The sequence below is a fragment of the Novosphingobium sp. THN1 genome, assembly GCF_003454795.1.
GTDB lineage: Bacteria > Pseudomonadota > Alphaproteobacteria > Sphingomonadales > Sphingomonadaceae > Novosphingobium.
Window position 1 is genome coordinate 223,686 of sequence record NZ_CP028348.1, and the last position, 24,245, is coordinate 247,930.

A 24,245-nucleotide genomic window follows, 5' to 3' on the forward strand; every position below is an offset into this window, starting at 1 on the left:
GCTGACTTTCCGGACCCGAATTTCACGGGGAACCCGGAAATGCAGCGATTTCGATATACATGTGTATCGATATCGTTATATTTTACTGGACGAGGATAAGGCGAATCAAAGTTCGCTAACACAGATAAGTCAGTAACCATCTGACAATTGGGGAGATTTATGAGGAACCTGAAGGTTTGTCTCAATCTTGGCAGCGCGGCGCTGGGGCTGATGGCTGTTTGCGGCAGTCCAGCGGCACATGCCCAGGATACGACTGCGAATGACAGCGGTCTTACCACCCTGCAGGAAATCGTGGTCACTGCACAGCATCGTTCTGAGAATCTTCAGAACGTCCCCATTGCGGTCAGCGCGATCAATGCCGAACAGATCGAACAGCGTTTCAGCCGCGACATCGCCCAACTCGGCGGGCTTGCGCCGAACGTCGTGATCGACACGCTCTACGGCGCAAACACCCCGATCATTTCGGTGCGCGGAGTGCAGTTGAACGACGGCGAAAAGAGCTTCGATCCGGCGGTCGCGGTCTATCTCGACGGGGTCTATCTTGCCACCACCACCGGCGCCCTGCTGACGACCTTCGATGCCAGCGAAGTGGAAATCCTGCGCGGCCCACAGGGCACGCTGTTCGGTCGCAACACCATTGGCGGCCTTGTCCATGTGCGCCGGGCCGAACCCACCGGCGAATTCGGCGGGCGGATCAGCGCGACCTACGGAAGTTTCGAGCAGATGGACTTCAAAGGCGTGATGAACCTGCCGTCGATCGCCGATGGCGCGATCTCGGCCAAGGTTGGCCTCATAAGCCTGCACAACGGCGGCTATTTCCGCAACATCGTGCGCAACAAGCGCGAGGGCGACAAGGACTTCAACATGTTCAGCGCTTCGGTGAAGATCGAGCCAAGCTCGTCCGCCAAGCTCGTCGTCAATTACGACTATATCGATGACAACACCCCGACCACGCCGGTCACCTCGCTGACCGGGCCGGGCGAATTGTTCTGTATCATCACTCCTGTCGGATCGTGTGGCGCACCGGCGAGCGATTCCGACTATCACCGGCGTCCCGTCACCAACTTCGTGCAGCCGCAGCGATTCAACGCGCACTCGCTGATCGCGAACGGCGAAGTGGAGGTGGCACCCGATCACAGCCTGCTGGCCGTGGTCGGCTATCGCACTTCCAACGAAAAGGCGATGAACAAGTTCGACGGGCTCGAACAGCCATACTTCTTCGTGTTCCGTCCGCAGACGCAAAAGCAGTTCTCAGGCGAACTGCGCTACCAGGGCACGATTTCAACCGCGAAGATCGTTGCCGGGGCATACTATTACAGCGCAAGCTATGAGATCCATCAGCGCAACTACTTCTTCCCCTCGCCCATCGCCACCAACTCCACCGAACAGCAAATCTTCGACCTCATGGAAGGCAACACCGTGGGTGGCGAGACTCCGGGCGGCGAAGCCAAGCAGCGGACCAGGAACTACGCCTTCTTCGGTCAGGTAGACTGGGAAGCGGTGCCGAACCTGACCCTTTCGGTCGGTGGCCGCTATACCCATGAAAGGAAGCGGATTTGCGCAGGCACAGCCACGGGAGCGGTGGGCAACCGCACTTTCACCTCCGCCTTTGGTGACTGCCCGGACGCCATCGCGAACCTGGCGGTCTATACCCCCAACGCGGTTGATCCGGTGACCGGTGCCGTCACGCGCCAGACCGGCATTCTGACCACTTCGCGCTTTACTCCCCGCTTCGGTGTCAGCTACAAGTTCGACAACGGCATGGTCTATGCCAGCTATTCGAAGGGCTTCCGCTCGGGCGGGTTCAACGGTCGCGCATCGTCGGCATTCTCGCTGGGGCCGTATCAGCCTGAAACCGTGAGGAGCATCGAAGCAGGCTTCAAGTCGCAATGGTTCGACAACCGCCTGCGGGCAAACGTCAATTTCTTCCGCATGGACTATTCGGGCAAGCAGGAGGATGTGGTCTTCCCAGATCCCGTGCTTGTTACCCTCACCGTCGTGCAGAACGCGGCAAAGGCCCGCATGCAGGGGGTTGAGGGCGAGTTCCAGTTCATTCCCGCCGAAGGCCTGACGCTTGGCATGAACGTGGGCTACCTCGACGCAAAGTATCTGGGCTGGCTCGACCTGGGCACGAACCTCGATCCTGCCACTGCCGCTGCCCGGCCGCTGGTGACCATCGACAAATCCGGCTTCTCGATGCGTCGCGCGCCCAAGTGGTCGCTTGATGCAAATGCAGTGTACCGGACCAGCCTTGGCGAAGGCAAAACCCTGATCCTGGATGGCTCGATTCGTTACAAGAGCCGGTATTTCATCGGTGCCAACACGGTTTCGGCGAATGTCGAAAATCCGCTGCTGGTAAAGCCCTTTGCAATGGTCGATGCCAGCATCACCTACGAGACGGGGCCATTCCGTTTCTCCTTGTTCGGCAAGAACCTGACCAATCGCAACTACTTCACGCACGTACTCGACGTTGGGACCGGATATGGGGCGACACCGACCAATCCGACCCCGGTTCCGATTCCGGGCCTGTGGACCTACGGCACCATCGCCGCGCCGCGCACCTTCGGTATCGAGGCGCAGGTCAAGTTCTGATGACTGGCCAGCCACGCCTGCCTTCAGCGTCGGACCATGCTGTGACCGGGCAGCCAGGCACATTGTGTCCGGCTGCCGGTTCAAGCAACGTCATCCGGGAGAACGTGCTTGGCGCACACGTTCGCCGGGCGTGGATGCTGGTCGTGGCTGGGGTGCTGGCGATCGGGACGAGTGCCTGGGCCGAGCGCACGTCCGAGAAGCAAGCTGCCCCAGAAGCGCTGAAAGACGTGTCGGAGTTCAACACCGCAAAGGGCCTCCTGGCCGACCGCGAAGCCCTGCCCGGCGCAAAGATCTTCGCGGAGAACTGCGCGGCTTGTCACAATGGCGGCGTACCAAAGGCGCCCCATGTGCAATGGCTTGAAATGCTGGCGCCGTCATCGATCGTGGCAGCGCTGACCAACGGCGTGATGGCGCTGCAGGGCGCGAACCTGACCGCCGACCAGAAGCTGCGCGTGGCCGAGTATCTCACGCGGCAAGATCTCTCGGCCGGCCTTCCGGTGATGAACTACGCCGCGCAATGTACCGGGCCTGCGGGCAGCTTCGATCGTCGGCTTCCCGTCGTAAAGGCGGGTTGGGGCTACGATACAAGGCGCTTTGTGCCCGAAGCGCTTGCCGGGCTCGATGCGGGCGATCTCGGCAAGCTGGAACTGCGCTGGGCTTACGCTTTCCCCGCCGCCACCAAGGCGCGTTCGCAGCCTTCGATCGGATATGGCGCGGCCTTCGTCGGCAGCGAAGACGGCAGGGTCTATGCCTTCGATCTTAAGACCGGCTGCGCGAAATGGACCTTCAAGGCGACTGCCGAGGTGCGAACGGGCATTGTCCTCGTCGATGGCCCCAAACCCATGGTCTATTTCGGTGATCTGTTCGGCAAACTCTATGGCGTTGACGCGCTGACGGGCAAGCTCGTCTGGGCGCGGCGCATGGACAATCACCCCAGCGCGACCCTGACCGGCACACCGGCCTATCGTGATGGCCGCCTCTATGTGCCGGTGTCTTCGCTGGAGGTCGTTCCGGCGGCAGGGGCGGACTATGTCTGCTGCACGTTCCGCGGGCATCTCGATGCCATCGATGCGAAAACAGGCGAGCCGGTTTGGCAGTTCTTTCCCATTCCGGAAGAACCGAAGGAACGCATTCTCAATGGCAAGCGGGGCTTCGCCCCTTCGGGAGCGCCGGTCTGGACAAGCCCGACGGTGGATGAGCGGCGCGGACTGATCTACATCGGGTCGGGCGAGAATTACAGTTCGCCCTCGGACGGCAACAGCGATGCGATCTTTGCGGTCGATCTGCGCACCGGCAGGCGGGTCTGGCAGAGGCAGACGATCTCCGGCGATGCCTGGAACGTCGCCTGCATGATGGCTGACAACCCCAATTGCCCGGCCGAGAAAGGGCCGGACTTCGATCACAGTTCGTCCATGCTCCTGATCGACGTTCCGGGCGGAAAGCAGATCATGGTCGTCGGCCACAAGAACGGCACCGTCTACGGACTTGATCCCGATGCGCAGGGAAAGCTGCTGTGGCAGACAAAGGTCGGGCGCGGCAGTATTCAGGGAGGCGTTCATTTCGGCATGTCGGCAGACGGGACGACGGTCTATGTGCCCATCAATGACATGAACGATACGCATAACGGCCAGTATCTCGATCCCGCAACGGCCCGGCCCGGTATGCATGCCATCGATGCCACCACTGGCAAACTTCTGTGGAGCAAGGTCCAGGGCAACGTCTGTGGCGATCGCCCGTTCTGCGATCCGGGCATTTCCGCGCCGGTCACCGCTGTCTCCGGCGCGGTCATCGCCGGTCATCTGGACGGCCACATCCGCATTTACGGGCGCGCTGGCGGAGCCTTGCTGTGGGATTTCGATACGACCCGCAATTTCAGGACCACGAACGGCGAACCCGGCCAGGGCGGCAGCATGTCCGGTGCGGGGGCCGCAGTCGGCAATGGTTATGTCGTGATCAATTCGGGCTATGGCTTGTACAGCCATTCGCCAGGCAACGTGCTGCTTGTGTTTTCCGCCAGAGCGGAGGCCGACGATACCGCCAACGGGCGACCCGGCCACTGATACCAGGCTGCACGGACTGGAAACAGGCGGCGCTCGCCCCGAACAACGCGGCAATCTCGCAGGAGCAAGCCTCAGAAATCACCGCACCGTAGTTCCGCCATCCACCGCCAGGGTCTCCCCGGTGACGAAGCTCGATTGATCAGACAGTAGCCAGGCGATCGCCTGTGCCTGCTCGTGCGGCGCAGAGACACGGCCCAGCGGGATCCGCGCGACCGTGCTCGCCTCGCCGCCCGGACGTGTCAGCATCTGCTGGTCGAACATCTCAGTGCGGGTAGTGCCGGGCAGCACGGCATTGACCCGGATCGCATCGGCCGCCCCGTCCAGCGCGGACGAGCGCGTCAGCCCGACCACCGCGTGCTTGCTGGCCGAATAGAGCGCCAGCCCCGGAAAGCCGCGCTGGCCGGCAATCGAGGCGACGTTGACGATAGAACCGCCGCGCCCACGCATGGCCGCCATCTGATGCTTCAGGCAATGGAACACGCCGCGCACGTTGAGCGCGAAAAGCCGGTCGAACTGCGCGAGGTCGAGGCTGTCGAGCGGTGCCGCATCCTGCGTCATCGCCGCATTGTTGACCGCACCGTCGATGACCACGCCTCCGCGCGCCAGATCGGCAAAGAACGCGATAACGGCGGCATCGTCGGTGATGTCGAGCGGCACGAAGCGCCCGCCCGCTTCGGCTGCGATCCGCTCCCCCTCGTCGCGGCGGCGACCGGTGCCGATGACCGTTGCGCCCTGCTCGCAGCACAGCCGATAGACCGCCTCGCCTATCCCGCCGGTGGACCCCACGACCAGCACCGTCCTGCCTTCAAGCATCATCGTCCCTCCCAGCATCCCCCGGCAGTTCGATCCCGTCCTGTTTCAGACAGGCCCGCGTCAGACGGTCGCGCATCGGCAGCGCGGCGCAAGGGGCCGAAGCAGCGGAAACGACGACATGGCTATTTGCTTTATATCGCTTTCGATATAAATTCCAACACCTATGGCCGACCTCATCCAGCCCAAGCTGATCTATCTGATCCGTCGCCATCCTGCCTTCACCCGTGCAGACTGGACAGCGCGCTGGCGGCAGCACGCAGCGCTCGGCATGTCGCTGCCGCGCTGGAAGAATGTCGCGCGCTATGTCCATGGCGATGTGGTGGAACCGCGCGCCGGGCAACACGCCTATCTGGCCGATCACGACGGCGTCGGCCTAATCTGGCACCGGTCGCTGGCGCATCGCGCGGCGCACTTCGCCGACACGTCGTCGCAGGCCGTGATGGTGGCCGACGAGGCCGAGACTTTCTCCGACTGGATCGCTAACCACTGCCTGTCCGCGCGCGAGGAAGTGTTGATCGCGCCGAGCGACGCGGCGGTCGTGAAACTGATGTGCTTTCTGTGGCACGATGCGGCAGTCGCACGACCAGACGGCACGTGCGGCCATGTCCGCAACGTCCCCATGCCCGGCGACTGGGGCCTCGATTGCACCGGAATCGAGGAATTCTGGTTTGCCGATGAGGACGCGGCCGACGCCGCCGCGAAAGCGCTCGGCCTGACCGGTCGCTCGCTCGCCGTGCTGGTGCGCGACTCCGAACTCTACAGCATCGGGGAGCTTTTGTGACAGCGCAGGAGACTGATCCGGTCCCAAGGAATCGGCCGGCTCAGCAAAATGCGGTGCACCGCTGCGCAAAGTAACGCAATCTTGCACATGGGATCCAATAGACAAGATGTACATAGTTGTCTGGAAATGGGGACATCCTAGGGGGCACACCACCTCTGGCCCACCAAATAAATCACATTTTATCATTGCCTTAACGCAGAACTATGGCTTCCTCCGTCTCCGCCAGAACCAAATCCATTTAGATCTGCCAACGTCCGCCGATGGAATTGAAACCCGCGGTTTTCCTAGGGTATTTTTCCATCGTTGCGTTCAAACGTCCGCAGCCTCTTTTCCAAATCCGGGAAATGGTGGTGGGACAAATGGTGGAACAATTTGTCGATGGCTCTTACAAATCTCGAAATTCGCTGACGTGACCCCCAGCTTTCCCCCAGCTGGGATTAGAGCCGGGCGGTTGTTTTGCGCATCGGCGCGGTTGAAGCAATGGGCTGCGTAGCGGAGCCCGTAGGGCGTAGCGAAGCAGGCCATTGCTTATCCAGTTCGGCGGCGAGCGCCGCCGGGGTTGCGTAGCCGAGGGACGAGTGCGGTCTCTCCCGGTTGTAATCCTCGACCCAAGCAGCGATCTCGACCCGTGCATGGGTCATGCTGAGGAACAGCGTCTCGTTCAGCAGTTCGTCGCGCATGCGGCCATTGAAGCTCTCGACGTAGCCGTTCTGCATCGGCTTGCCGCGCTCGGCGATCAGCTGGGTCAGCTCGCGCACGACACGGTGCCCGGAGATCGAGGTGTCCGGCACCGCTGCCAGGTACTCTCTGGTCACATCATCGACCACGTTAAGCACCCGGAACCGTCTGCCAGAAGCCATCTGGTCGTGAACGAAGTCCAGGCTCCAGCGCTGGTTCGGCAGCGCCAGCACCGGAGCAGGTGCTCTGGCCCCGACAGCACGCTTGCGGCTGCGCCGCCGCCTCACCGCCAGACCTTCCTCACGATACAGCCGCTGGGTCTTCTTGCGGTTGATCATCACGCCCTCTCGGCGCAGCAGGATATGCAAACGGCGGTAGCCGAACCGGCGCCGCTGGTTGGCCAGCTCACGCAGCTTCTTGCGCAGCGCACCATCGCCGTCCCGGATGGAACGGTAGCGCACACCCTTGCGATCAGCATCAATGACGCGGCACGCCCGCCGCTCGCTCATCCCATGACATGCCTGGAGATGTGCGACCGCTTCCCGCTTCGCGACGGGCGTCACCACTTTTTTGAAAGAAGATCCTTCAACGCGACGTTGTCCAGCATCGTGTCGGCCAGCAGCCGCTTGAGCTTCGCGTTCTCGCTCCCAAGTTCCCGCAGCCGCCGGGCCTCGGATACCTCCGCCCGCCATACTTGGCCTTCCAGTTGTAGATCGTCGCTTCAGACACCCCGTGCCGCCGGGCCAGATCAGCGGTCTTCGCGCCCGCTTCTGCCTCCTTCAGCACCCCAATGATCTGCTCTTCCGAAAACCTCTTGTGCTTCATCGTCTGTCCTTCCTTCAGGCCAGACTCTAATCGCTCGTGGAGGAAAATCAGGGGGTCACGTCACCCTGATCTGCCCCTTCTGAGTGGCCCAATTTCTATTTTGGGAATGGCCACGAAGGAGGAATGGAATGGCAAGAAAGCACAAGCCGGAAGATATCATCGGCAAGTTGCGTGAGGCGGAGATCGTTCTAGCGCAGGGCGGCACGGTCGCAGATGCCTGCCGGCGGATCGGCGTTACCGAACAAAGCTACTACCGTTGGCGCAAGGAGTATGGCGGCCTGAAGATGGATCAGGCTCGGCGGATGAAAGAGCTTGAGAAGGAGAACGCCCGGTTGCGCCGGGCGGTATCCGACCTAACCCTGGACAAGCTGATCCTGCAGGAGGCCGCAAAGGGAAACTTCTGAGCCCTGCGCGGCGCAGGCGCTGTATCGATCATATAAGGGAGATGATGCCAGTGTCCGAGCGCCGGGTCTGCCGTGTGCTTGGGCAACATCGATCGACACAGCGCAAGACGCCGCGTGGGGCTGATGACGAAGCCGCACTCACTGAAGACATCATCGCCCTGGCCAGGCAATATGGTCGCTACGGCTATCGCCGTGTGACGGCCTTGCTGCGCGATGCGGGCTGGCATGTGAACCGCAAGCGGGTGGAGCGCATCTGGCGACGCGAGGGGCTCAAGGTGCCGCACAAGCAGCCCAAACGCTCTCGGCTCTGGCTCAATGACGGATCATGCATCCGACTGCGACCAGAGTATCCGGGGCATGTGTGGTCCTACGACTTCGTCGAGGGGCGCACGCACGACGGTCGCAAGTTCCGCATCCTGTCGATCATCGACGAGGCCAGCCGGGAGTGCCTGGCCCTGCCGGTAGCGCGACGGTTGCGTAGCGAGGACGTTCTGGCAGCGCTGGCTGAACTGTTCGTCACCCGTGGGCCGCCAGCCCATATACGGTCAGACAACGGCCCCGGAGCCGCAGGCGTGCGCAGCACAATTTATTGCCAATGCCGTCCAACAGTGGCTGGCGAAGATCGGTGTGCAGACGCTTTACATCACACCCGGCAGCCCATGGGAGAATGGCTACTGCGAGAGCTTCAACGGATCGATGCGTGATGAGCTCTTGAATGGGGAGATCTTTTACACTCTGGCTGAGGCAAAGATCCTGATCGAAGCTTGGCGACGCCATTACAACACCGTCAGGCCGCACAGCTCGTTGGGGTACCGTCCACCAGCCCCGGAAACGGCGACACCGCCATGGCAGCCCTCCGGTTCCGCTTCGCTCCACCTACGGCCAGCCATGGCGCAGGAGGCGATCATGCACTAACAATTAACGCGGACCACTCAGTGGGGGCCGGTCACCCCTGAGAGCCCGATCTGTAATTGCAGGACGCTAGCGGTGTTGATCCCTTGAGGGTTTCATGGATCTGTCCGCACTGGCCGAGCCGGAGCTTGGTCGTGCTGTATCGGGTCTCACAAGAACGAACGTTGCATTGATTCGAAGCGGGCTATGGTGCCCATCGGACTACTTCGCAGATCGTTCGTCCCTGCGTTCCCTCTCGGGACACCGCCCCGGATCAGCTTTGACGCTTCACCGCTGGCAATCGGGTTCTACCTTATCTCAAGCCTGGAACAAAGTGCCGTCACGCAGCATGGCGTGCATGATGACCGCGAGCCGACGGGCCAATGCAACACGGGCCTTCTTGAAGCCGCGCCGTTTCACGATCTTCATCGCCCATGTCTTCAGGGCGAAGGTCTCCTGGCATCGGGACAGGATTGAGTTGGCCGCTTCGTAGAGCAACTTGCGCACCGTGCCGTCGCCCTGCTTGGTGATCCGACCAGTCCAGTCGATCTCACCGGATTGATGGCGTTTGGGTACCAGCCCGAAGTAGGCGCCGGCACTGCGGGATTGTCGGAAGCGGCCAGCTTCATCGACGGCGGCGGCAAAGGCGGCGGATGTCTGGACGCCAACGCCAGGGATGGACATCAGCAGCTCGCAAGCCTGCGACTGGCTGGCAATGAGCCGTAACCGGCGGTCCATTTCCTTAATCTGCTCGACGAGCGTCGCGCGCACGGTCAGCAGCGCGGCGATAGCTTCGCCCAGACCCGGGATGTGCACCGCCTCCATGATCCGTGCGAGAAATGCCTTTCCCTGCCCAGGCCCAGGTCGGTAGCCGAACGTGGCGCAGATGCCCCGGATCGTATTGTCGAGCCCCACGCGGGCTTTGACCAAGTGACTGCGCGCGGTGATCACGCTTCGCACTCCGTGCGCCGCCTGTGATTTGACGTGCACCTCCTTGTAGAAGCCGGTCCGGGCCAACTGCGCGAGCCCTGCTGCATCGTGCGGGTCGGTCTTGTTCGCCTTCATTGCTTTCAGGCTCTGGTGCGCCTGCCGGGCATCGATACATACGACCGAAACGCCAAGTTCGCGCAGGCCGAGGCAGATCGCGGGCGACATCCGTCCAGACTCGATCACTGGCCTGCTGCCGGTTTGGCGGACACCGAGATAAGCTCATTCAGGCTACCCCAGCTTCTCGTTCGAAGTCGATAGGACTGAGGTACCCCAGGGTCGAGTGACGCCGTGTCGGGTTGTAGAAGCATTCGACGTAGTCGAACACGTCTGATTTCGCCTGCGCCCTCGTTCGATAGACCTTCTTCCCGATCCGCTCGGTCTTGAGCGACGAGAAGAAGCTTTCCATGGCGGCATTATCCCAGACATTGCCGGACCGGCTCATCGAGCAGGTGACGCCATTGTCGGTCATCAGTCGCTGGAACTGCTCACTGGTATACTGGCTGCCCTGGTCTGAGTGATGCAGCAGGGCATCCGGCTTGCCCCGCCGCCAGATCGCCATGATCAGCGCGTCGGTGACGAGTTGGGCAGTCATGGTATCGCTCATCGACCAGCCCACCACTCTACGGGAGAACAGGTCGATCACAGCGGCCACGTAGAGCCATCCTTCGGCTGTCCAGATGTAGGTGAAGTCAGCCACCCACTTCTGGTTGGGCCGGTCGGCGGTGAACTGGCGATCCAGCACATTGCCGGCAATGATCGAGCGTTCCCCTTGATCCTTGGGCAGTCCACGGCGACGGGGCCGAGCCCGCAGCCCCTGCGCCTGCATGAGCCGTTCGACCCGATGCAGGCCACAGGAGATGCCTTCGGCGAGCAGGTCATGCCAGACACGGCGGGCACCGTAAGTGCGATAGCTGCCAACATGGCTGGCCCTGACCCTGGCGCCGATCACCTCGTCTTCGCGGGCGCGCTGCGACGGGGATCGAGTTAGCCAGGCATGGAACCCGCTTCGCGAGACACCGAGCGCCCCGCACATCCATGCCACCGGCCAGATCCCTCGGTGCTTCGCGATGAAGGCGAACCTCATATCGAGTCCTTCGCGAAGTAGGCGGCGGCTTTTTTTAGGATGTCGCGTTCCGCCTTCAGCTTTGCCACTTCGCGACGGAGACGGTCGATCTCCAACTGTTCCGGCTTCATCTGCCCGTGCCCCGGAAAGGCATGGCCAGGATCGGCAGCGAACTCCTTTACCCATTTGCGCAGCACGTTCTCGTGCACGTCCAAATCGCGAGCAGCCTGCGCAACTGCGACACCGCGCTCGCGCACCAACCTCACCGCCTCAAGCTTGAACTCGCGGCTGAACTTCCTTCGTTGCATTGTGGACCTCCGATAGGTGAAAACATCCTATCTCGGTGTCCACCAAACCGGCAGCAGGCCACACTGCCCGTTCAACCGGACCGTGTCGCTCCAGCATCGTGGCAATCGCCTCGGGGGAACTCTCGACCTTCTCCGAGACAAGCTTCCGACCATTTCCATCAACGATGCAGACCTGCGTGGATTCCATCGACAGGTCCAATCCGGCATAGTGCTTCATGGCTGTTTCCTTCCTTCAGGATTCGACAACCAGAAGTGTGCGCCTCAACCGAGGTCCGAGGGAAGCAGCCGCAATTACACGATGATTCAGAAGTTGATCAAATTTGACAGTATCTTGCGGTTCTGCGCGTGAGCATGCGGATTGAGGCGATGAGGGCCCATGCGGTGGATGACGCGATGGACCTTTCCCAATCCTTTGCCAGCCTTCGACAGCGCCCAAGCCAAGCGAAGGTTCGCTCGACAACCCATCGGCGCGGTAGCACCTCGAAGCCCTTGGCTTTGTCGGAACGCTTGATGATGTCGATAGTCCACTTGCCCATGCCGACAAGCGCGGATCGCAGTTTATCACCTGCATAGCCGCCGTCAGCGAAGACATGGCGTAACCATGGAAACCGCGTCCGGACGGCAGCCAGCACATCGACAGCACCATCGCGATCCTGAATGTCGGCGGCGTGGACGAGAATGAAGATCAGAAAGCCGCATGTGTCGGTCAGGATGTGTCGTTTGCGGCCATTGACCTTCTTGCCTGCGTCAAACCCGGAAACTCCGCCACTTTCCGTGGTCTTCACCGATTGGCTGTCGATCACTCCAGCACTGGGCGAGGCTTCGCGTCCTTCGATTTCCCGCAGGTTCATAACCAGCACGGTGTTAATGGCCTCGAACAGACCGGCATTGCGCCAGGCGTAAAAGTAGCGCCGCACCGTCGACACCGGAGGGAAGCATTTGGGCAAGAGTCGCCACGCGCACCCACTCGCGGCTACATAAAGCAAAGCGTTGAGGACTTCGCGCATGTCTGCCGTTCGAGGTCGGCCTCCACGCCTTGCCGGAGGCACGAATGGCTCTGCCAGCGCCCACTCCGCATCCGTCATATCCGATGGATATCGCAATCCCTCCCGGCTATGCTCGCGCCGGGCAATACCAGTCCATGTCACCATTCACTCCATCACTTCGCAAAGAGGCGTGAATCACAACATGCTGGTATTGCTCAACAACTTTCGGATCAGGTTCTGAGAGCGCATATAACTTATTGCTCTGTCAGTAACTATGGAATGACAAGTGTCTTTATCTTTTCTAATTTTTGATAAAACAGGGTCACCGCACGAAGACAGAAGTAGGGAAAATGCGATTGTAACTACGATTAACCTCATCTCACCCTCCGCCTATGATACTATGCACAATTAAATAACATAAATGTGAGAGAGGTAGTTAGCAACCTAACTTGAACAATAAAAAAACACATTCAACTGATCTGCCCCCTACTTCTTGGCCATTCCTAAAATAGAAAATGGGCCACTCAGAAGGGGGCAGATCACGTCATCGCAGTCAGCGATTAGGGATAATAGTTCTCATTGATCAGTCCCCGGCTGTTCGCCAGGTTCTCGATAAACAGCTCGAGCGACCAACGGTCAGCGTTAGCGGCGAACCCTCATTCACCCGCAAGGGTTGCAACGTCTTCGATGTTAGGATTGGCGTAAGCGGAGCCTTGCCCCCACCTTGCGGGCTTGAAGCGTAGCGCCGAGTCTTCGCGCCCTGATCGACGGGGTGCGCTGCTACTATGATAATCACGAGTGATAATTCTGTGAGCAGGGGCGCGCAGCGTTTCGAGGTATTCACGGGTGCGGGCAAGCGGCGCGAGTGGCCGCCCGAGGTAAAGGCGTCGATTGTCGCGGAGTGCTATGCGGGCCGGGAAGGCGTAAGTTCGGTGGCACGCCGGCATGGGCTGGATCCTTCGCAGGTTTACGCTTGGCGGCGGGATTTGACGAAGCAGCTCGAAGCCGAAGGTGTGATCCTGCCTCCGGCAAGGCCGGAAGCGGTCGGGTTCGTGCCTGCCGTAATTGAGCCGAGCGCGGTGCCCGATGTCGCTCCGACGCGGCGTCCCCGCCGCCGACGTCGCGCAGCAGGTGCAGCAGTCGAGTTGGAGATCGACGGTGTAGCGGTGAAGATCGGTCGCCGGGCCGATGCTGGCGTGATTGCGGCGGTGATCGAAGCGCTCAAGGCAACGCGATGATCGGGCCTAGTGCTGGCGCGCGGGTGATGGTGGCGACGCGCCCGGTGGATTTTCGCAAGGGACCAGACGCCTTGGCCGCGCTGGTCGGCGCCGAGTACGGCGGTGATGCGTATTCCGGCGTGATCTACGTGTTCCGGGCGAAGCGCAGCGATCGGATCAAGCTAGTCTGGTGGGATGGTACCGGGCTGTGTCTGATGGCCAAGAGGCTGGAGTCGGGCGGCTTCAAGTGGCCGGGCATCCAGGACGGCGTAATGCGTCTGACCTCGGCCCAACTTGGCGCTCTTTTAGAGGGCTTGGACTGGCGCCGAGTGCATGGTGGACGTCGCCCGATTGCTCCGCAGATTGCCGGTTGACGGGACTTTCCAGGACTGATTCACTGCTTCCATGCTCATGGAAGCGGACCTTCCCAACGATGTCGAAGCGCTCCGTGCGCTCGTCCTCGAACAGGCCCGCGAGCTCGACGCACTCAAGGTTTTCCAGGCCGAGGTCGAACGACTGAAGGCCATCATCGACGCCTTGCAACGTCACCGTTTTGGCCGCCGGTCCGAACAGCTCGATCCCGATCAGTTCGAGCTGGCGCTGGAAGAAGTCGAGACGGCCCTGGCCGAGGCCGAGCACGCTCGTGACAAGGCGAGCCGGGCGCCGGCCGAGCGGCCCCGCAAGACCAACCGTGGATCGCTCCCAGCCCATCTCGAGCGGATCGAACAGATCGTCGATGTCGAGGACAAGGCTTGTCCCTGCTGCGGCGGCGCACTCCACCAGATCGGCGAAGACGTAGCCGAGCGCCTCGACGTCGTGCCGACCACTTTTCGCGTCCTGGTCACGCGTCGGCCGCGCTACGGATGCCGCTCATGCGAGAGTGCGGTCGTGCAAGCCCCGGCGCCGGCGCGGATTGTTGAGGGCGGTATTCCGACCGAGACGCTGATCGCGCAGGTGCTGGTCGCCAAGTACGCGGATCATCTTCCGTTGTACCGGCAGACACAGATCTACGCCCGCCAGGGCATTCAGCTTGATCGCTCGACTCTGGCCGACTGGGTGGGACGGGCGGCTTGGTATCTGCGTCCGTTGCGCGATCACATCCTCGAACGGCTGCGACGATCCGAGCGGCTGTTCGCCGACGAGACCACAGCCCCAGTGCTCGATCCAGGGCGCGGTCGAACCAAGACGGGCCAGATCTGGGCCTATGCCCGCGATGATCGACCTTGGGATGGCGGTGCCCCGCCCATGGTTGCCTATGTCTATGCTGCCGACCGGAAGGGCGAGCGGGCCGAAGCGCACTTGGGTGACTTCGCCGGCATCCTGCAGGTCGATGGCTATGGCGGCTACGCCGCGCTCGCCAAACGCCGGCAACAGGTCAGCCTCGCATTCTGCTGGGCGCACGTGCGCCGCAAGTTCTATGAACTGGCAGGCACCTCGCCGGTCGCGACCGAAGTGCTGCGGCGCATTGCCCAACTCTACGCCATCGAGGACGAGGTCCGCGGCGCACCCGCTGAACGACGCCGACAAATCCGCGTCGAGCGCAGCCGCGTCATCGTCGACGAGCTGCGGCATTACCTCGAAGCCCGCAATCGCCAGGTCAGCGCCAAGGCCAAGTTGGGCGAAGCGATCCGCTACGCGCTCACCCGCTGGGAAGGGCTCTCGCGCTTCCTCGACAATGGTCGCGTGGATCTTGACAGCAACACCGTCGAACGCAGCATCAGGCCCCTGGCCCTCAATCGCAAGAATGCCTTGTTCGCAGGCTCTGACGAAGGCGGCGACAACTGGGCGGTGATCGCCACCCTCATCGAGAACTGCAAGATTTCCGGCATCAACCCGCACACATGGTTGACCGAGGTGTTGACCAAGCTTGCCAACGGTCATCCCGCCAACAGCGTCGGCGAACTCATGCCTTGGACCGTGGCCTGAAAACACCGGTTACGGATTGGCGCTCGATATCGATCGACGTTCCGCCAATGTCCTTGGGACTGCGTTTTGATGAGAGCAGGTTTAGGCAAGAACGTTGAGAGACGGCAGCTTGATCGGCTCTCTGCCAAAAGACAAAAAGCTCTCATCGACCGTCGTATCAAAATGTGATGCGCTTCCGGTTATTGCACGTGCCAACAAGGATCCTATCGCAGGAGCAAGTTTGAACCCGTGGCCACTGAAGCCGCTGGCGACCATGAGCCCATCAATGGGTGTCGGACCAACGACCGGATGCATGTCTTTGCGGTTCATAGTGTAGAGTCCGCTGTAACCTCGGACTGCACCTCTTAGAACTGGGAAGCGAAGGCGATGAGCTAAAGCATGGAGCTTCTCACGGATAAATTCATCATCAGCAAAACGCGGGAAATCATCCGCATTGCTTACTGTCTCTAACTCATCCTCTTCCCGGATTGACCCTATGATAATCTGCTGGCCTCGATTTTGAGGTCTGAAATATATCCCTCCTGCCATGTCAACGCAGACTGGCAGATCGCCAATTACGCACGGCGGCCTATCAATATGGGCGATCTGAATGCGGGTTGGCTCCAGCGGCCACAGTCCGCCTAGCCCGACCCTATCAAGTAACAAGGTGGACCAAGGTCCCGCAGACAGGATGATGGTCTCGCACGCGACTGTTCTGCCGTCTTTGAAGCGGACCCCGCGGGCAGCGCCACCTACGACTTCAATCTCGGCAACCTCTGTCCTAAACTGGAGATCTACATGGAGGCAGCGCGCAGCGTCAATCAGGTCTTGCAAAGCATCGCTTGGGTCCATGTACCCGCCGGCATGCTCAAGCAGGTGTAAATTCTCACCATCGGTGCAAACGTGAGGACTGCCATAGATGAGATCGGGCGGAATTCCGCAGGTACTTATAGCAGGAAAGCGGTCTGACACCTCGGCATCATCGATTGCATCAACACTGACACCGAGTAACGTAAGACGATCAGCGTCTTGCTTCGCCTGTTGCTGGTCATTTGAAAGCCATAGGACCCCAGTTTGTTGATACCTGGCCAGGGGGCTGTGACAACCTAGAAACTCGCCCCATTTCTGATAGGCAGCGATGCCGTCCTTTGCGAGTTGCACTGTCTCCGGGCGGGTATATCTAAAGCGACATACGGCCGAGGACGCGCCCGTTGACCCTTCGCCCGGGCCCGATCCTTTTTCCGCAACAAGTACGCGGAGACGCGATCGCTGAGCGATTTGAAGCGCTGCGCTCATGCCGATAATGCCACCGCCGATGACGATCACGTCCACTGTTTCGCGCATATTGAAGTTCCTAGGATATGTTCAGCGATGAAAGGCTGTCGGTATGAAGCAATTTCTATGTAAATCTCAATACTCCCCCCGGGGGTACGCGCTTCAACTATTATTGCTTCCAGACTTTATGCGCAATCCGCAGCATATTTTTTCCCAGAATATTGCGAATTTCATCCTCTGTGTAGCCCGCTTTGAGCTGAAGTTCGATCAAAGGTTCTATCTGTGCGGGTGATACACAACGAATGCCGCCTCCAAGCTCATATCCAAGGCCCGGGGGAAAGTTGCCCTTCATCTTTGTGATGTATGAGTTCAGGTCTTCCATATCAAAGACGTAATCTAGACCCAAGCCCACATTGTCGGCGCCCACCAGCTGAACGACGTGGTCCATGTGGCGAAAATAGGTTTCGGTCGAATTATCGTTGTTTCCCAGAAAGATGCCGATACCGCTCAGGCAGATAACGCCTCCCTTGGCAGCGCACATAGTAATCAAGTCATCCGGCACATTTCGTGGGTGATCGTGCTGCGCGCGCGGGTTTGAATGGGAGAAGATTACCGGGTTCGCGCTGTAATCGAGTACGTCCCTAGCCGTTCGGTAGCCGGTATGAGAGCAGCATGCAAGCATGCCTACACGCGCCATCTCGTCCAACGTCTCGCGACCGAATGCGGTTAGCCCTTGATCATCGTCTTGACAGCCGCCCCCGACCCGGTTGTTTCGGTTATAGGCCATCAGCATCCAGCGCACGCCGAGATCGTAGTAGAGCGCGATCAGGCTGATCTGATCGTCGATCGCGTTTGCACCTTCGATATCAAATCCGATCGCGAGCCGACCGGTTCGGCGGGCCTCGTCAATATCTTCAACGCGTTCGATGAGGAGATAGTTTTCGTTGTGCGTCGCAATCCAGCGGCGGAATTGCGCGAGCATGCGGACATGCTGTTCGATCCCATGGCCACCAGAGCCGATGTTGATCATAGCGACATCGACCCCGCTCGTGCGATAGAGTTCGAGTTGCGGAAGAAACGTTTCATCGAGCGGCCGCAACGGCAAGCATCCATGATTATCCCAGACGAGACTGGAGCGAAGCAGTGACGCCGCGGACATGGTCAAAAGTTCCTGGTAGTGTTCATGGGTAAATTCCTTGAAAACGCCTTTATATGAGGTTAGCCGCAGATTTATCTAAAGGTCAACCAGAATTGGTTGAACGCCTGACTGAGCATCAAGTGTCCGGATTAGGGGACGTTCAAGGCCCCCCGGCGCGAAACGCGTTGCCCCTTTAGGTCACGGCAACAAGCGACTAGGCAAGAGGTGCATCACATGAAATCGTTAGGCGCAGGCAGATCGCAATTCTTCTCATGGCGTCGAACTGGCGAATTCTAAAGCCGGGCTGTCGCTTCGCGAACCTAGGCGGCGTGGACAAATTCCGCGACGTCTGGTCGGGAGTTATCACTGCGACATTTGCCGAAGTCGTAGCTTGGTTTAGCATGGCAGGATGCAGTTCCGACCTCTCCGCATTGACGTGTCCGCCCGCGTGATCGGGGTGTGGGCGCTGGCGCTGGCGCTACCCGGTCTGATGTTTGGCTCTCTCATCGTTGTTATAGCTACATTCTCAGTGCCCTTTTTGATTGCTGCCGCTGTCCTTTCCCTCTGGTTTGGGGCCGCGATCCTGCGTCGGCCAATACCTTGGTCGCTTGCAGCGATAGCAGTCCCGCTATTTGGCGGCTGCGTGATTTTTGGCCGGGCGGGCCTATTGTCGCTGGCCATTACCCTGCCAGCCGCCGTCTATTTCGTTGCCTCGCTTCGCATCATTCCGCCGACACCACGAGACCAGATTGACGTAGCCCCCACTCGCTGATTCAAGGCTGCTTTTTGGAGGCAGGCTTGAGCAGGGGCGATCTCACCGAAGCGGAATGGCGCGTTCTGAAGGGCTTACTACCGATCGAGCCTGAGAACCGTGGGCCAGGCAGGCCGCCTGAACAGAACCGTTCAATCATCAACGGCATTCTCTGGCGGCTTCGGTGCGGTGCTCCTTGGCGCGACGTGCCGCCCAAATATGGCAGTTGGAACACCATTTATCGGCGGTTCCGGCGATGGAGTGAAGCCGGGGTCTGGGAGACCGTTGCCGTGACGCTGGCCGAGATCATGGCGGACAGCGGCCATTACAGCATCGACAGCACCACCGTTCGCGCCCACGTCTCGGCAGCGGGCGGAAAAGGGGGACTCATCGACGCGCTCTTGGCCGCTCGCGGGGCGGGTTCACCAGTAAGCTTCACTGCCTGGCCGATGCCCTCGGACGACCGATCGCCTTCCATTTGACCGTCGGCGAGGCGGCAGATTGCAAAGCCTATGATACCCTGATCGGCCTTCCCGAACGGGACCCCGATGCCCTGCTCGCCGACAAGGGCTACGACGCCGACGCAATCCGAGCCGACCTTGCCGAACGGAATATCGAGGCCGTCATTCCTGGTCGGTCAAACCGTCGCGTGAAAATCGAGCATGATCGGGCGCTCTACAAGCAGCGCAACCGGATCGAGCGCATGTTCGGCCACCTCAAGATCAATCGCGCCATCGCCACCCGATACGATCAACTGGCCAACAGCTTCCTTGGGATGGTGCATCTTGCCACCGCCAGATACTGGCTTAAATTTGTCCACGCCGCCTAAGCTTGACTTGAGATAATATGAGAATATACTCAGATTATCTCAAGGGACCGGGAGGCAGGGATGAGTGCAGGCATCGAAAGCAACTCCCTTGGTTACATGAAATCTCGGCGTTGGGCCTATTTGGGCCTTTTGTTTTTGGTGGCGACCTCTGCGGCGGCTGATCGCCATGTCGTGTCGATCTTGCTTGAACCGATCCGAAAGGAATTTGCACTTTCGGATACAATGCTCGGGTTGATTACGGGGCTTGGCTTCACCCTTGTCTATTCGACGGCCGGTCTGCCAATTGCGCGCTGGGCTGATAGGAGCGATCGTCGTGTCATCTTGACGATCGCCATCACAATCTGGAGTGCAATGACGATCGTGTGTGGGGTTGTGCACTCAGTCTGGCAATTGCTTATCGCCAGGCTAGGGGTGGGATTGGGAGAGGCTGGTGCGCTCCCCCTGCACAATCGCTTGTCGCTGACTTTTTCCCTCCGCAAGAGCGCGCGCGGGCAATGGCCTTCTTCATGGCGTCGGCCATGGCTGGCTATCTGCTCGGACTGGTCGGCGGTGCGCAGATCGCGAGTGCCTATGGTTGGCGAACGGTCTTTATCGTGCTGGGATCTGCGGGCTTGCCTCTTGGCCTTATTGTCTGGTCCTGCCTGCGCGATCCCAGGCTGGTTGCAGGCCAAATTACGGAATGTCAGAAAGAACCTCTTGGCCAAGCATTTCAGACGATATGGAAAAAGAAGAGCCTGCGCATAATCATTCTCGCCCTCATCCTCTATATGTTCGTTGGATATGGCGCATTGATATTCCTGCCGTCCTACATGGTGCGACTGCTTGGAATACCACTTGCAGAAGCAGGCACTGCCTATGGCATGAGTTCCGCAGCCGCCTCTTTCATCGGCATTCTCCTTGGCGGTTTGGTCGTTGATCGCTTGGCACAACATGATCGGCGCTGGCTTGTTCGTGCGCCTGGCGCCCTATTGCTGGCTGCCTTGCCTTGCTACTTGCTGGCACTGACGGCGAACAATATGCATATGTTTCTGCTGTTTGCCGCAATTGGCGAGCTAGCTCTGAATGCTGCGATGCCGGCAGTCTATGCTGCGCTCCACGAGGTGTGTGGCAGCACTCGGCGTGCGACGACTGTCGCTCTCGCCTCGCTTTTGGCAAACCTGTTTGGAGCCGGGCTCGGACCCTTGGTTACGGGCATGGTCAGCGATGGCCTAAAGGACATCTATGGGGCCGACAGTCTTCGTCCAGCCATAATGCTGGCCTTCATGGTCTTTTTGCCGACCGCTGCATGCCTCTTTGCTGCGGCGCGGAGCCTACTGACCGATAGCGAGGATTAATCAGTCTCAGGTTTTCGTAGGCCTAGTCCTGAAGTGAGGTGTAATCCGGTGTCAGACGCTCTACCATCCAATTGGGGGGTCTCCGAGAGAGACCATTACTGGTCCATTCAAAATAGTGTGTTACCCGGCCATGCGCCAGCTTACGGTCGTGAAGGCGCCGTCACGACAGCCCTTAACGGTCTCGCTGCGCGTGTCGGCTTGGGGATCTTGCGCGAAGGTGGAAGTGCGCTGGATGCAGCCCTGGCCACGGCGTTTGTGCAAATTGTCTTGGGTGGCGGCGCAGTAACAAGCTTCTTTGGTATTCTCGGCATAGTCCACTTCGATGCAACAAGTGGCGAAGTCACCAGTTTGAACGCTGGGTGGAATACCTGCCGTGAAGAGAAAGATCCCCTTTCGATACCGGGCGATACGAACCCGGGCGGCGACGGCCTGGCGGAAATGATAAGACCATCGGAACCTTCGGGTCGAACTGCGCTTGTGGGTGGACTCTTGCGAGGCGCTGAAGCCGCGCACAAACGGTTCGGCCGTTTGCCTTGGGTCGATTTATTCGCGCCCGCGATCGAACTCGCAGAAACGGGCTTTTCCATACCACCGCAACTTGCACGTTACATGGCAACACGGCAGGTAGACCTCGCGCGATTGCAACAAACGCGCGCAGTTTTCCTTCGCGCCGACGGCAGCCCGTTTTCTGTCGGCGATTGGTTTCGTCAACCTGCCTTGGCACAAACGCTGCGTCGCATTGCCAATGACGGTGCCGACTATATCTTTAAGGGTGAATGGGCATCGCGCTGTGTTGCCGCGGTGCGAGCTGATGGCGGCAATATGACGCTCACGGATTTGAGTGCTTACAGGCCGATTTGGTCCGCGCCGACTATTTTTCAGCAAGACAGTTTCGAGCTTGCAATGCTTGGCCCGCCAAGTGAGGGCGGACTTGCTGCGGCAGAATGCCTCAACCTTGCGACCGCAGCGCAGATACCTGCGCTTGGGCCTTGGTGGCAGAGCGCTGAAAGCCTGCGGCGCATCGCACTATGCTGTGGCGCAACCGGCGGCATGCGGTACGAGTCTGCGGCTCAACTGGCTGCGATGTTTCCAGGTATCGATATGTCGGCGGAAGCAAGGTTGGAGAAAAATCATGCTGAGCGCCTTTGGGAACGGCTCGACAGTCCTGATGGCCCCATCCATTTAGCCCGGGCCGGCACCCATTCGGATGATGTAGTTGCAGCGGACAGATGGGGCAATATGGTGTCTCTGTGCCATAGCATCAATTGCCTGATATGGGGCCGAACTGCGATTGTTGTGGACGGCATAACAATTGGCGATCCCGCCTCTTATATGCAGGCACAGATCGCGGCGATCCCGCCTGGCTCAGCGCTTCCGAATCCTATGCAATTGGGGATGCTTTTGCGTGATGGACAGGTCCATACGGCATGGTCTTCTATGGGGGTCGGCCTTCATTATATGACCGCGCAGTCACTGCTCGCCATGATGCAATTCCATCTGTCGCTCGAAGAGGTTTCAGCAATGCCGCGGCTGTTGTTTCCCTCCTCGTCGGATCGTGAACAAACTCACTTGCGTCTACGAGTGGTAGAGGGTGAATTCTCGGAGGAATTGCTTGCGGCGTCCGGCCTCGACGTGAAGCGCCTTCCACCGGAGGAAGCCCGCTTTTCACAGGGGCTTTGGGTTGGCATTGGGCGCGATCCGACCGGTCAATATTGCGCTGTATCACCTAAGTATGGGAATGGGCGGGCCGTTGCTTTTTGAGGTCTCAAGTTTGACCCGACCAGATGGTGGGTGCGCGCCCAAGCACCCTCTTTGGCTAGCCGGCGTGAACAAATTCACGGGAGCGTTTCCACGCTCACCAGCTTGAGATCGCCGTCAAAGGCGCCTACATATGCGCAAACGTTGGGGGACCGCTCCGCGCAAGGTCGCCTCCCGCACTCTCCTGCGCGATGTGTTCGCTCCTGGCACTACCCGGATTCATTATGTCTACGATTTCGGCAATTACTGGGAACACAGTTTGATCATCAGGGATGTCCGAGCTGGGGATCGCTCTACGGCATATCCTCGCTTCATCGCCGGTGACGTGACCCCCTGATTTTCCTCCACGAGCGATTAGAGTCTGGCCTGAAGGAAGGACAGACGATGAAGCACAAGAGGTTTTCGGAAGAGCAGATCATTGGGGTGCTGAAGGAGGCAGAAGCGGGCGCGAAGACCGCTGATCTGGCCCGGCGGCACGGGGTGTCTGAAGCGACGATCTACAACTGGAAGGCCAAGTATGGCGGGCTGGAGGTATCCGAGGCCCGGCGGCTGCGGGAACTTGGGAGCGAGAACGCGAAGCTCAAGCGGCTGCTGGCCGACACGATGCTGGACAACGTCGCGTTGAAGGATCTTCTTTCAAAAAAGTGGTGACGCCCGTCGCGAAGCGGGAAGCGGTCGCACATCTCCAGGCATGTCATGGGATGAGCGAGCGGCGGGCGTGCCGCGTCATTGATGCTGATCGCAAGGGTGTGCGCTACCGTTCCATCCGGGACGGCGATGGTGCGCTGCGCAAGAAGCTGCGTGAGCTGGCCAACCAGCGGCGCCGGTTCGGCTACCGCCGTTTGCATATCCTGCTGCGCCGAGAGGGCGTGATGATCAACCGCAAGAAGACCCAGCGGCTGTATCGTGAGGAAGGTCTGGCGGTGAGGCGGCGGCGCAGCCGCAAGCGTGCTGTCGGGGCCAGAGCACCTGCTCCGGTGCTGGCGCTGCCGAACCAGCGCTGGAGCCTGGACTTCGTTCACGACCAGATGGCTTCTGGCAGACGGTTCCGGGTGCTTAACGTGGTCGATGATGTGACCAGAGAGTACCTGGCAGCGGTGCCGGACACCTCGATCTCCGGGCACCGTGTCGTGCGCGAGCTGACCCAGCTGATCGCCGAGCGCGGCAAGCCGATGCAGAACGGCTACGTCGAGAGCTTCAATGGCCGCATGCGCGACGAACTGCTGAACGAGACGCTGTTCCTCAGCATGACCCATGCACGGGTCGAGATCGCTGCTTGGGTCGAGGATTACAACCGGGAGAGACCGCACTCGTCCCTCGGCTACGCAACCCCGGCGGCGCTCGCCGCCGAACTGGATAAGCAATGGCCTGCTTCGCTACGCCCTACGGGCTCCGCTACGCAGCCCATTGCTTCAACCGCGCCGATGCGCAAAACAACCGCCCGGCTCTAATCCCAGCTGGGGGAAAGCTGGGGTCACGTCAGCGGTGAGCGCAACTGTCCTCCCGAGGACTGCGGTGGCATCCCGGGGTTCTACGAAATGCTAGAGGCGAGAAACGATCCGGACCATCCAGATCACGCCGATGTCAGCGAATGGCTCGACGACTTCGATCCAGACGAACTCGATGTATTCCCGATCAACGGTATCC

At 60.0% G+C, this 24,245-nt stretch carries 19 protein-coding genes and 4 pseudogenes; 15 read left to right on the plus strand and 8 right to left on the minus strand.

The window, feature by feature from the left end; genetic code table 11:
- Positions 1–159 precede the first annotated feature (159 nt).
- Positions 160–2,592, plus strand: coding sequence for a TonB-dependent receptor (locus tag C7W88_RS18135; protein ID WP_118074991.1), 2,433 nt, complete (start codon positions 160–162; stop codon positions 2,590–2,592).
- A gap of 41 nt (positions 2,593–2,633) precedes the next feature.
- Positions 2,634–4,652, plus strand: a complete 2,019-nt coding sequence (locus tag C7W88_RS18140; RefSeq protein ID WP_162896232.1) for a PQQ-binding-like beta-propeller repeat protein — start codon at positions 2,634–2,636, stop codon at positions 4,650–4,652.
- Between the two features lie 78 nt (positions 4,653–4,730).
- Here C7W88_RS18140 and C7W88_RS18145 read toward each other — a convergent pair whose 3' ends face one another.
- A complete protein-coding gene (locus tag C7W88_RS18145) occupies positions 4,731–5,465 on the minus strand; it encodes an SDR family NAD(P)-dependent oxidoreductase (protein WP_205525343.1) in 735 nt (244 codons plus the stop codon).
- A gap of 163 nt (positions 5,466–5,628) precedes the next feature.
- On the opposite strand from C7W88_RS18145, the gene C7W88_RS18150 reads away from it, so the two are divergent.
- Entirely contained in the window at positions 5,629–6,246 is a 618-nt protein-coding gene (locus C7W88_RS18150) for an EthD domain-containing protein (protein ID WP_118074994.1), read from the plus strand.
- A gap of 260 nt (positions 6,247–6,506) precedes the next feature.
- A complete protein-coding gene (locus tag C7W88_RS22975; protein ID WP_162896234.1) occupies positions 6,507–6,659 on the plus strand; it encodes a hypothetical protein in 153 nt (50 codons plus the stop codon).
- A 24-nt stretch (positions 6,660–6,683) separates the two neighbouring features.
- On the opposite strand, the pseudogene C7W88_RS18155 reads toward C7W88_RS22975, so the two are convergent.
- Positions 6,684–7,749: pseudogene (locus C7W88_RS18155) on the minus strand (IS3 family transposase).
- 128 nt (positions 7,750–7,877) lie between these two features.
- On the opposite strand from C7W88_RS18155, the pseudogene C7W88_RS18160 reads away from it, so the two are divergent.
- Positions 7,878–9,068 (plus strand): annotated as a pseudogene (locus C7W88_RS18160) (IS3 family transposase).
- A gap of 294 nt (positions 9,069–9,362) precedes the next feature.
- On the opposite strand, the gene C7W88_RS18165 reads toward C7W88_RS18160, so the two are convergent.
- From C7W88_RS18165 to C7W88_RS18180, 4 genes are all read right to left on the minus strand, one after another.
- The gene (locus C7W88_RS18165; protein ID WP_240345134.1) at positions 9,363–10,199 is read right to left on the minus strand and encodes an IS110 family transposase; all 837 of its coding nucleotides are present in this window, start codon (positions 10,197–10,199) and stop codon (positions 9,363–9,365) included.
- 58 nt (positions 10,200–10,257) lie between these two features.
- Positions 10,258–11,405 (minus strand): IS3 family transposase gene (locus C7W88_RS18170; protein ID WP_118074960.1). Its coding sequence is split into 2 segments (ribosomal slippage): positions 10,258–11,147 and positions 11,147–11,405, totalling 1,149 coding nucleotides; the frame shifts between segments, so codons are not numbered across the junction.
- The gene (locus C7W88_RS23975; RefSeq protein ID WP_240345077.1) at positions 11,368–11,622 is read right to left on the minus strand and encodes a hypothetical protein; all 255 of its coding nucleotides are present in this window, start codon (positions 11,620–11,622) and stop codon (positions 11,368–11,370) included. Before C7W88_RS23975 ends, C7W88_RS18170 begins: the two co-directional genes overlap by 38 nt.
- 97 nt (positions 11,623–11,719) lie before the next feature.
- Positions 11,720–12,556 carry an IS5 family transposase gene (locus C7W88_RS18180; RefSeq protein ID WP_118074995.1) on the minus strand — a complete coding sequence of 279 codons (837 nt, stop codon included), beginning with the start codon at positions 12,554–12,556 and terminating at the stop codon, positions 11,720–11,722.
- A 620-nt stretch (positions 12,557–13,176) separates the two neighbouring features.
- Here C7W88_RS18180 and C7W88_RS23980 point away from each other — a divergent pair.
- From C7W88_RS23980 to C7W88_RS18200, 4 genes and pseudogenes are all read left to right on the plus strand, one after another.
- Positions 13,177–13,338, plus strand: a pseudogene (locus C7W88_RS23980) (transposase); the annotation flags it as partial.
- Between the two features lie 39 nt (positions 13,339–13,377).
- Complete coding sequence (locus tag C7W88_RS23985) at positions 13,378–13,629, plus strand: hypothetical protein (RefSeq protein ID WP_240345152.1); 252 nt, start codon at positions 13,378–13,380, stop codon at positions 13,627–13,629.
- On the plus strand, positions 13,626–13,982 hold the full coding sequence (gene tnpB, locus C7W88_RS18195; protein ID WP_118074998.1) for an IS66 family insertion sequence element accessory protein TnpB: 357 nt from the start codon (positions 13,626–13,628) through the stop codon (positions 13,980–13,982). Before C7W88_RS23985 ends, tnpB begins: the two co-directional genes overlap by 4 nt.
- Before the next feature lie 31 nt (positions 13,983–14,013).
- Positions 14,014–15,534, plus strand: coding sequence for an IS66 family transposase (locus C7W88_RS18200; RefSeq protein ID WP_118074999.1), 1,521 nt, complete (start codon positions 14,014–14,016; stop codon positions 15,532–15,534).
- Positions 15,535–15,615: 81 nt separating this feature from the next.
- Here the strand turns inward: C7W88_RS18200 and C7W88_RS18205 are convergent, their stop codons facing one another.
- Both C7W88_RS18205 and C7W88_RS18210 read right to left on the minus strand, forming a co-directional pair.
- Positions 15,616–16,857: an FAD-binding oxidoreductase gene (locus tag C7W88_RS18205; protein ID WP_118075000.1), complete on the minus strand. Its 1,242-nt coding sequence runs from the start codon at positions 16,855–16,857 to the stop codon at positions 15,616–15,618.
- Between the two features lie 100 nt (positions 16,858–16,957).
- Positions 16,958–17,947: a dipeptidase gene (locus C7W88_RS18210; RefSeq protein ID WP_162896235.1), complete on the minus strand. Its 990-nt coding sequence runs from the start codon at positions 17,945–17,947 to the stop codon at positions 16,958–16,960.
- 388 nt (positions 17,948–18,335) lie between these two features.
- Between C7W88_RS18210 and C7W88_RS18215 the strand changes: the two genes are divergently transcribed.
- The 6 genes and pseudogenes from C7W88_RS18215 to C7W88_RS18245 all read left to right on the plus strand — a co-directional run bounded on the left by C7W88_RS18215 (position 18,336) and on the right by C7W88_RS18245 (position 24,049).
- Complete coding sequence (locus C7W88_RS18215) at positions 18,336–18,698, plus strand: hypothetical protein (RefSeq protein ID WP_118075002.1); 363 nt, start codon at positions 18,336–18,338, stop codon at positions 18,696–18,698.
- A gap of 26 nt (positions 18,699–18,724) precedes the next feature.
- Positions 18,725–19,506, plus strand: a protein-coding gene (locus tag C7W88_RS18220; RefSeq protein WP_240345078.1) for an IS5 family transposase whose coding sequence is annotated in 2 segments (ribosomal slippage) — positions 18,725–19,049 and positions 19,049–19,506 — 783 coding nt in all. Because the reading frame shifts where the segments join, the coding sequence is not laid out codon by codon here.
- A gap of 96 nt (positions 19,507–19,602) precedes the next feature.
- Positions 19,603–20,840 (plus strand): annotated as a pseudogene (locus C7W88_RS18230) (spinster family MFS transporter).
- A 198-nt stretch (positions 20,841–21,038) separates the two neighbouring features.
- Positions 21,039–22,601: a gamma-glutamyltransferase gene (locus C7W88_RS18235; protein ID WP_162896238.1), complete on the plus strand. Its 1,563-nt coding sequence runs from the start codon at positions 21,039–21,041 to the stop codon at positions 22,599–22,601.
- Between the two features lie 130 nt (positions 22,602–22,731).
- A complete protein-coding gene (locus tag C7W88_RS18240; protein WP_118075005.1) occupies positions 22,732–22,935 on the plus strand; it encodes a hypothetical protein in 204 nt (67 codons plus the stop codon).
- A gap of 47 nt (positions 22,936–22,982) precedes the next feature.
- Positions 22,983–24,049, plus strand: a protein-coding gene (locus C7W88_RS18245) for an IS3 family transposase (RefSeq protein ID WP_118075006.1) whose coding sequence is annotated in 2 segments (ribosomal slippage) — positions 22,983–23,235 and positions 23,235–24,049 — 1,068 coding nt in all. Because the reading frame shifts where the segments join, the coding sequence is not laid out codon by codon here.
- Positions 24,050–24,245 lie beyond the last annotated feature (196 nt).

Excerpts from the sequence above, each read along its gene's own strand:
- C7W88_RS18135 (WP_118074991.1), top strand. The coding sequence starts at position 160 with ATGAGGAACCTGAAGGTTTGTCTCAATCTTGGCAGCGCGGCGCTGGGG.
- C7W88_RS18145 (WP_205525343.1), bottom strand. The coding sequence starts at position 5,465 with ATGCTTGAAGGCAGGACGGTGCTGGTCGTGGGGTCCACCGGCGGGATA.
- C7W88_RS18150 (WP_118074994.1), top strand. The coding sequence starts at position 5,629 with ATGGCCGACCTCATCCAGCCCAAGCTGATCTATCTGATCCGTCGCCAT.
- C7W88_RS22975 (WP_162896234.1), top strand. The coding sequence starts at position 6,507 with ATGGAATTGAAACCCGCGGTTTTCCTAGGGTATTTTTCCATCGTTGCG.
- C7W88_RS18165 (WP_240345134.1), bottom strand. The coding sequence starts at position 10,199 with ATGTCGCCCGCGATCTGCCTCGGCCTGCGCGAACTTGGCGTTTCGGTC.
- C7W88_RS23975 (WP_240345077.1), bottom strand. The coding sequence starts at position 11,622 with ATGAAGCACTATGCCGGATTGGACCTGTCGATGGAATCCACGCAGGTC.
- C7W88_RS18180 (WP_118074995.1), bottom strand. The coding sequence starts at position 12,556 with ATGGTGACATGGACTGGTATTGCCCGGCGCGAGCATAGCCGGGAGGGA.
- tnpB (WP_118074998.1), top strand. The coding sequence starts at position 13,626 with ATGATCGGGCCTAGTGCTGGCGCGCGGGTGATGGTGGCGACGCGCCCG.
- C7W88_RS18200 (WP_118074999.1), top strand. The coding sequence starts at position 14,014 with ATGCTCATGGAAGCGGACCTTCCCAACGATGTCGAAGCGCTCCGTGCG.
- C7W88_RS18205 (WP_118075000.1), bottom strand. The coding sequence starts at position 16,857 with ATGCGCGAAACAGTGGACGTGATCGTCATCGGCGGTGGCATTATCGGC.
- C7W88_RS18210 (WP_162896235.1), bottom strand. The coding sequence starts at position 17,947 with ATGTCCGCGGCGTCACTGCTTCGCTCCAGTCTCGTCTGGGATAATCAT.
- C7W88_RS18215 (WP_118075002.1), top strand. The coding sequence starts at position 18,336 with ATGCAGTTCCGACCTCTCCGCATTGACGTGTCCGCCCGCGTGATCGGG.
- C7W88_RS18240 (WP_118075005.1), top strand. The coding sequence starts at position 22,732 with ATGCGCAAACGTTGGGGGACCGCTCCGCGCAAGGTCGCCTCCCGCACT.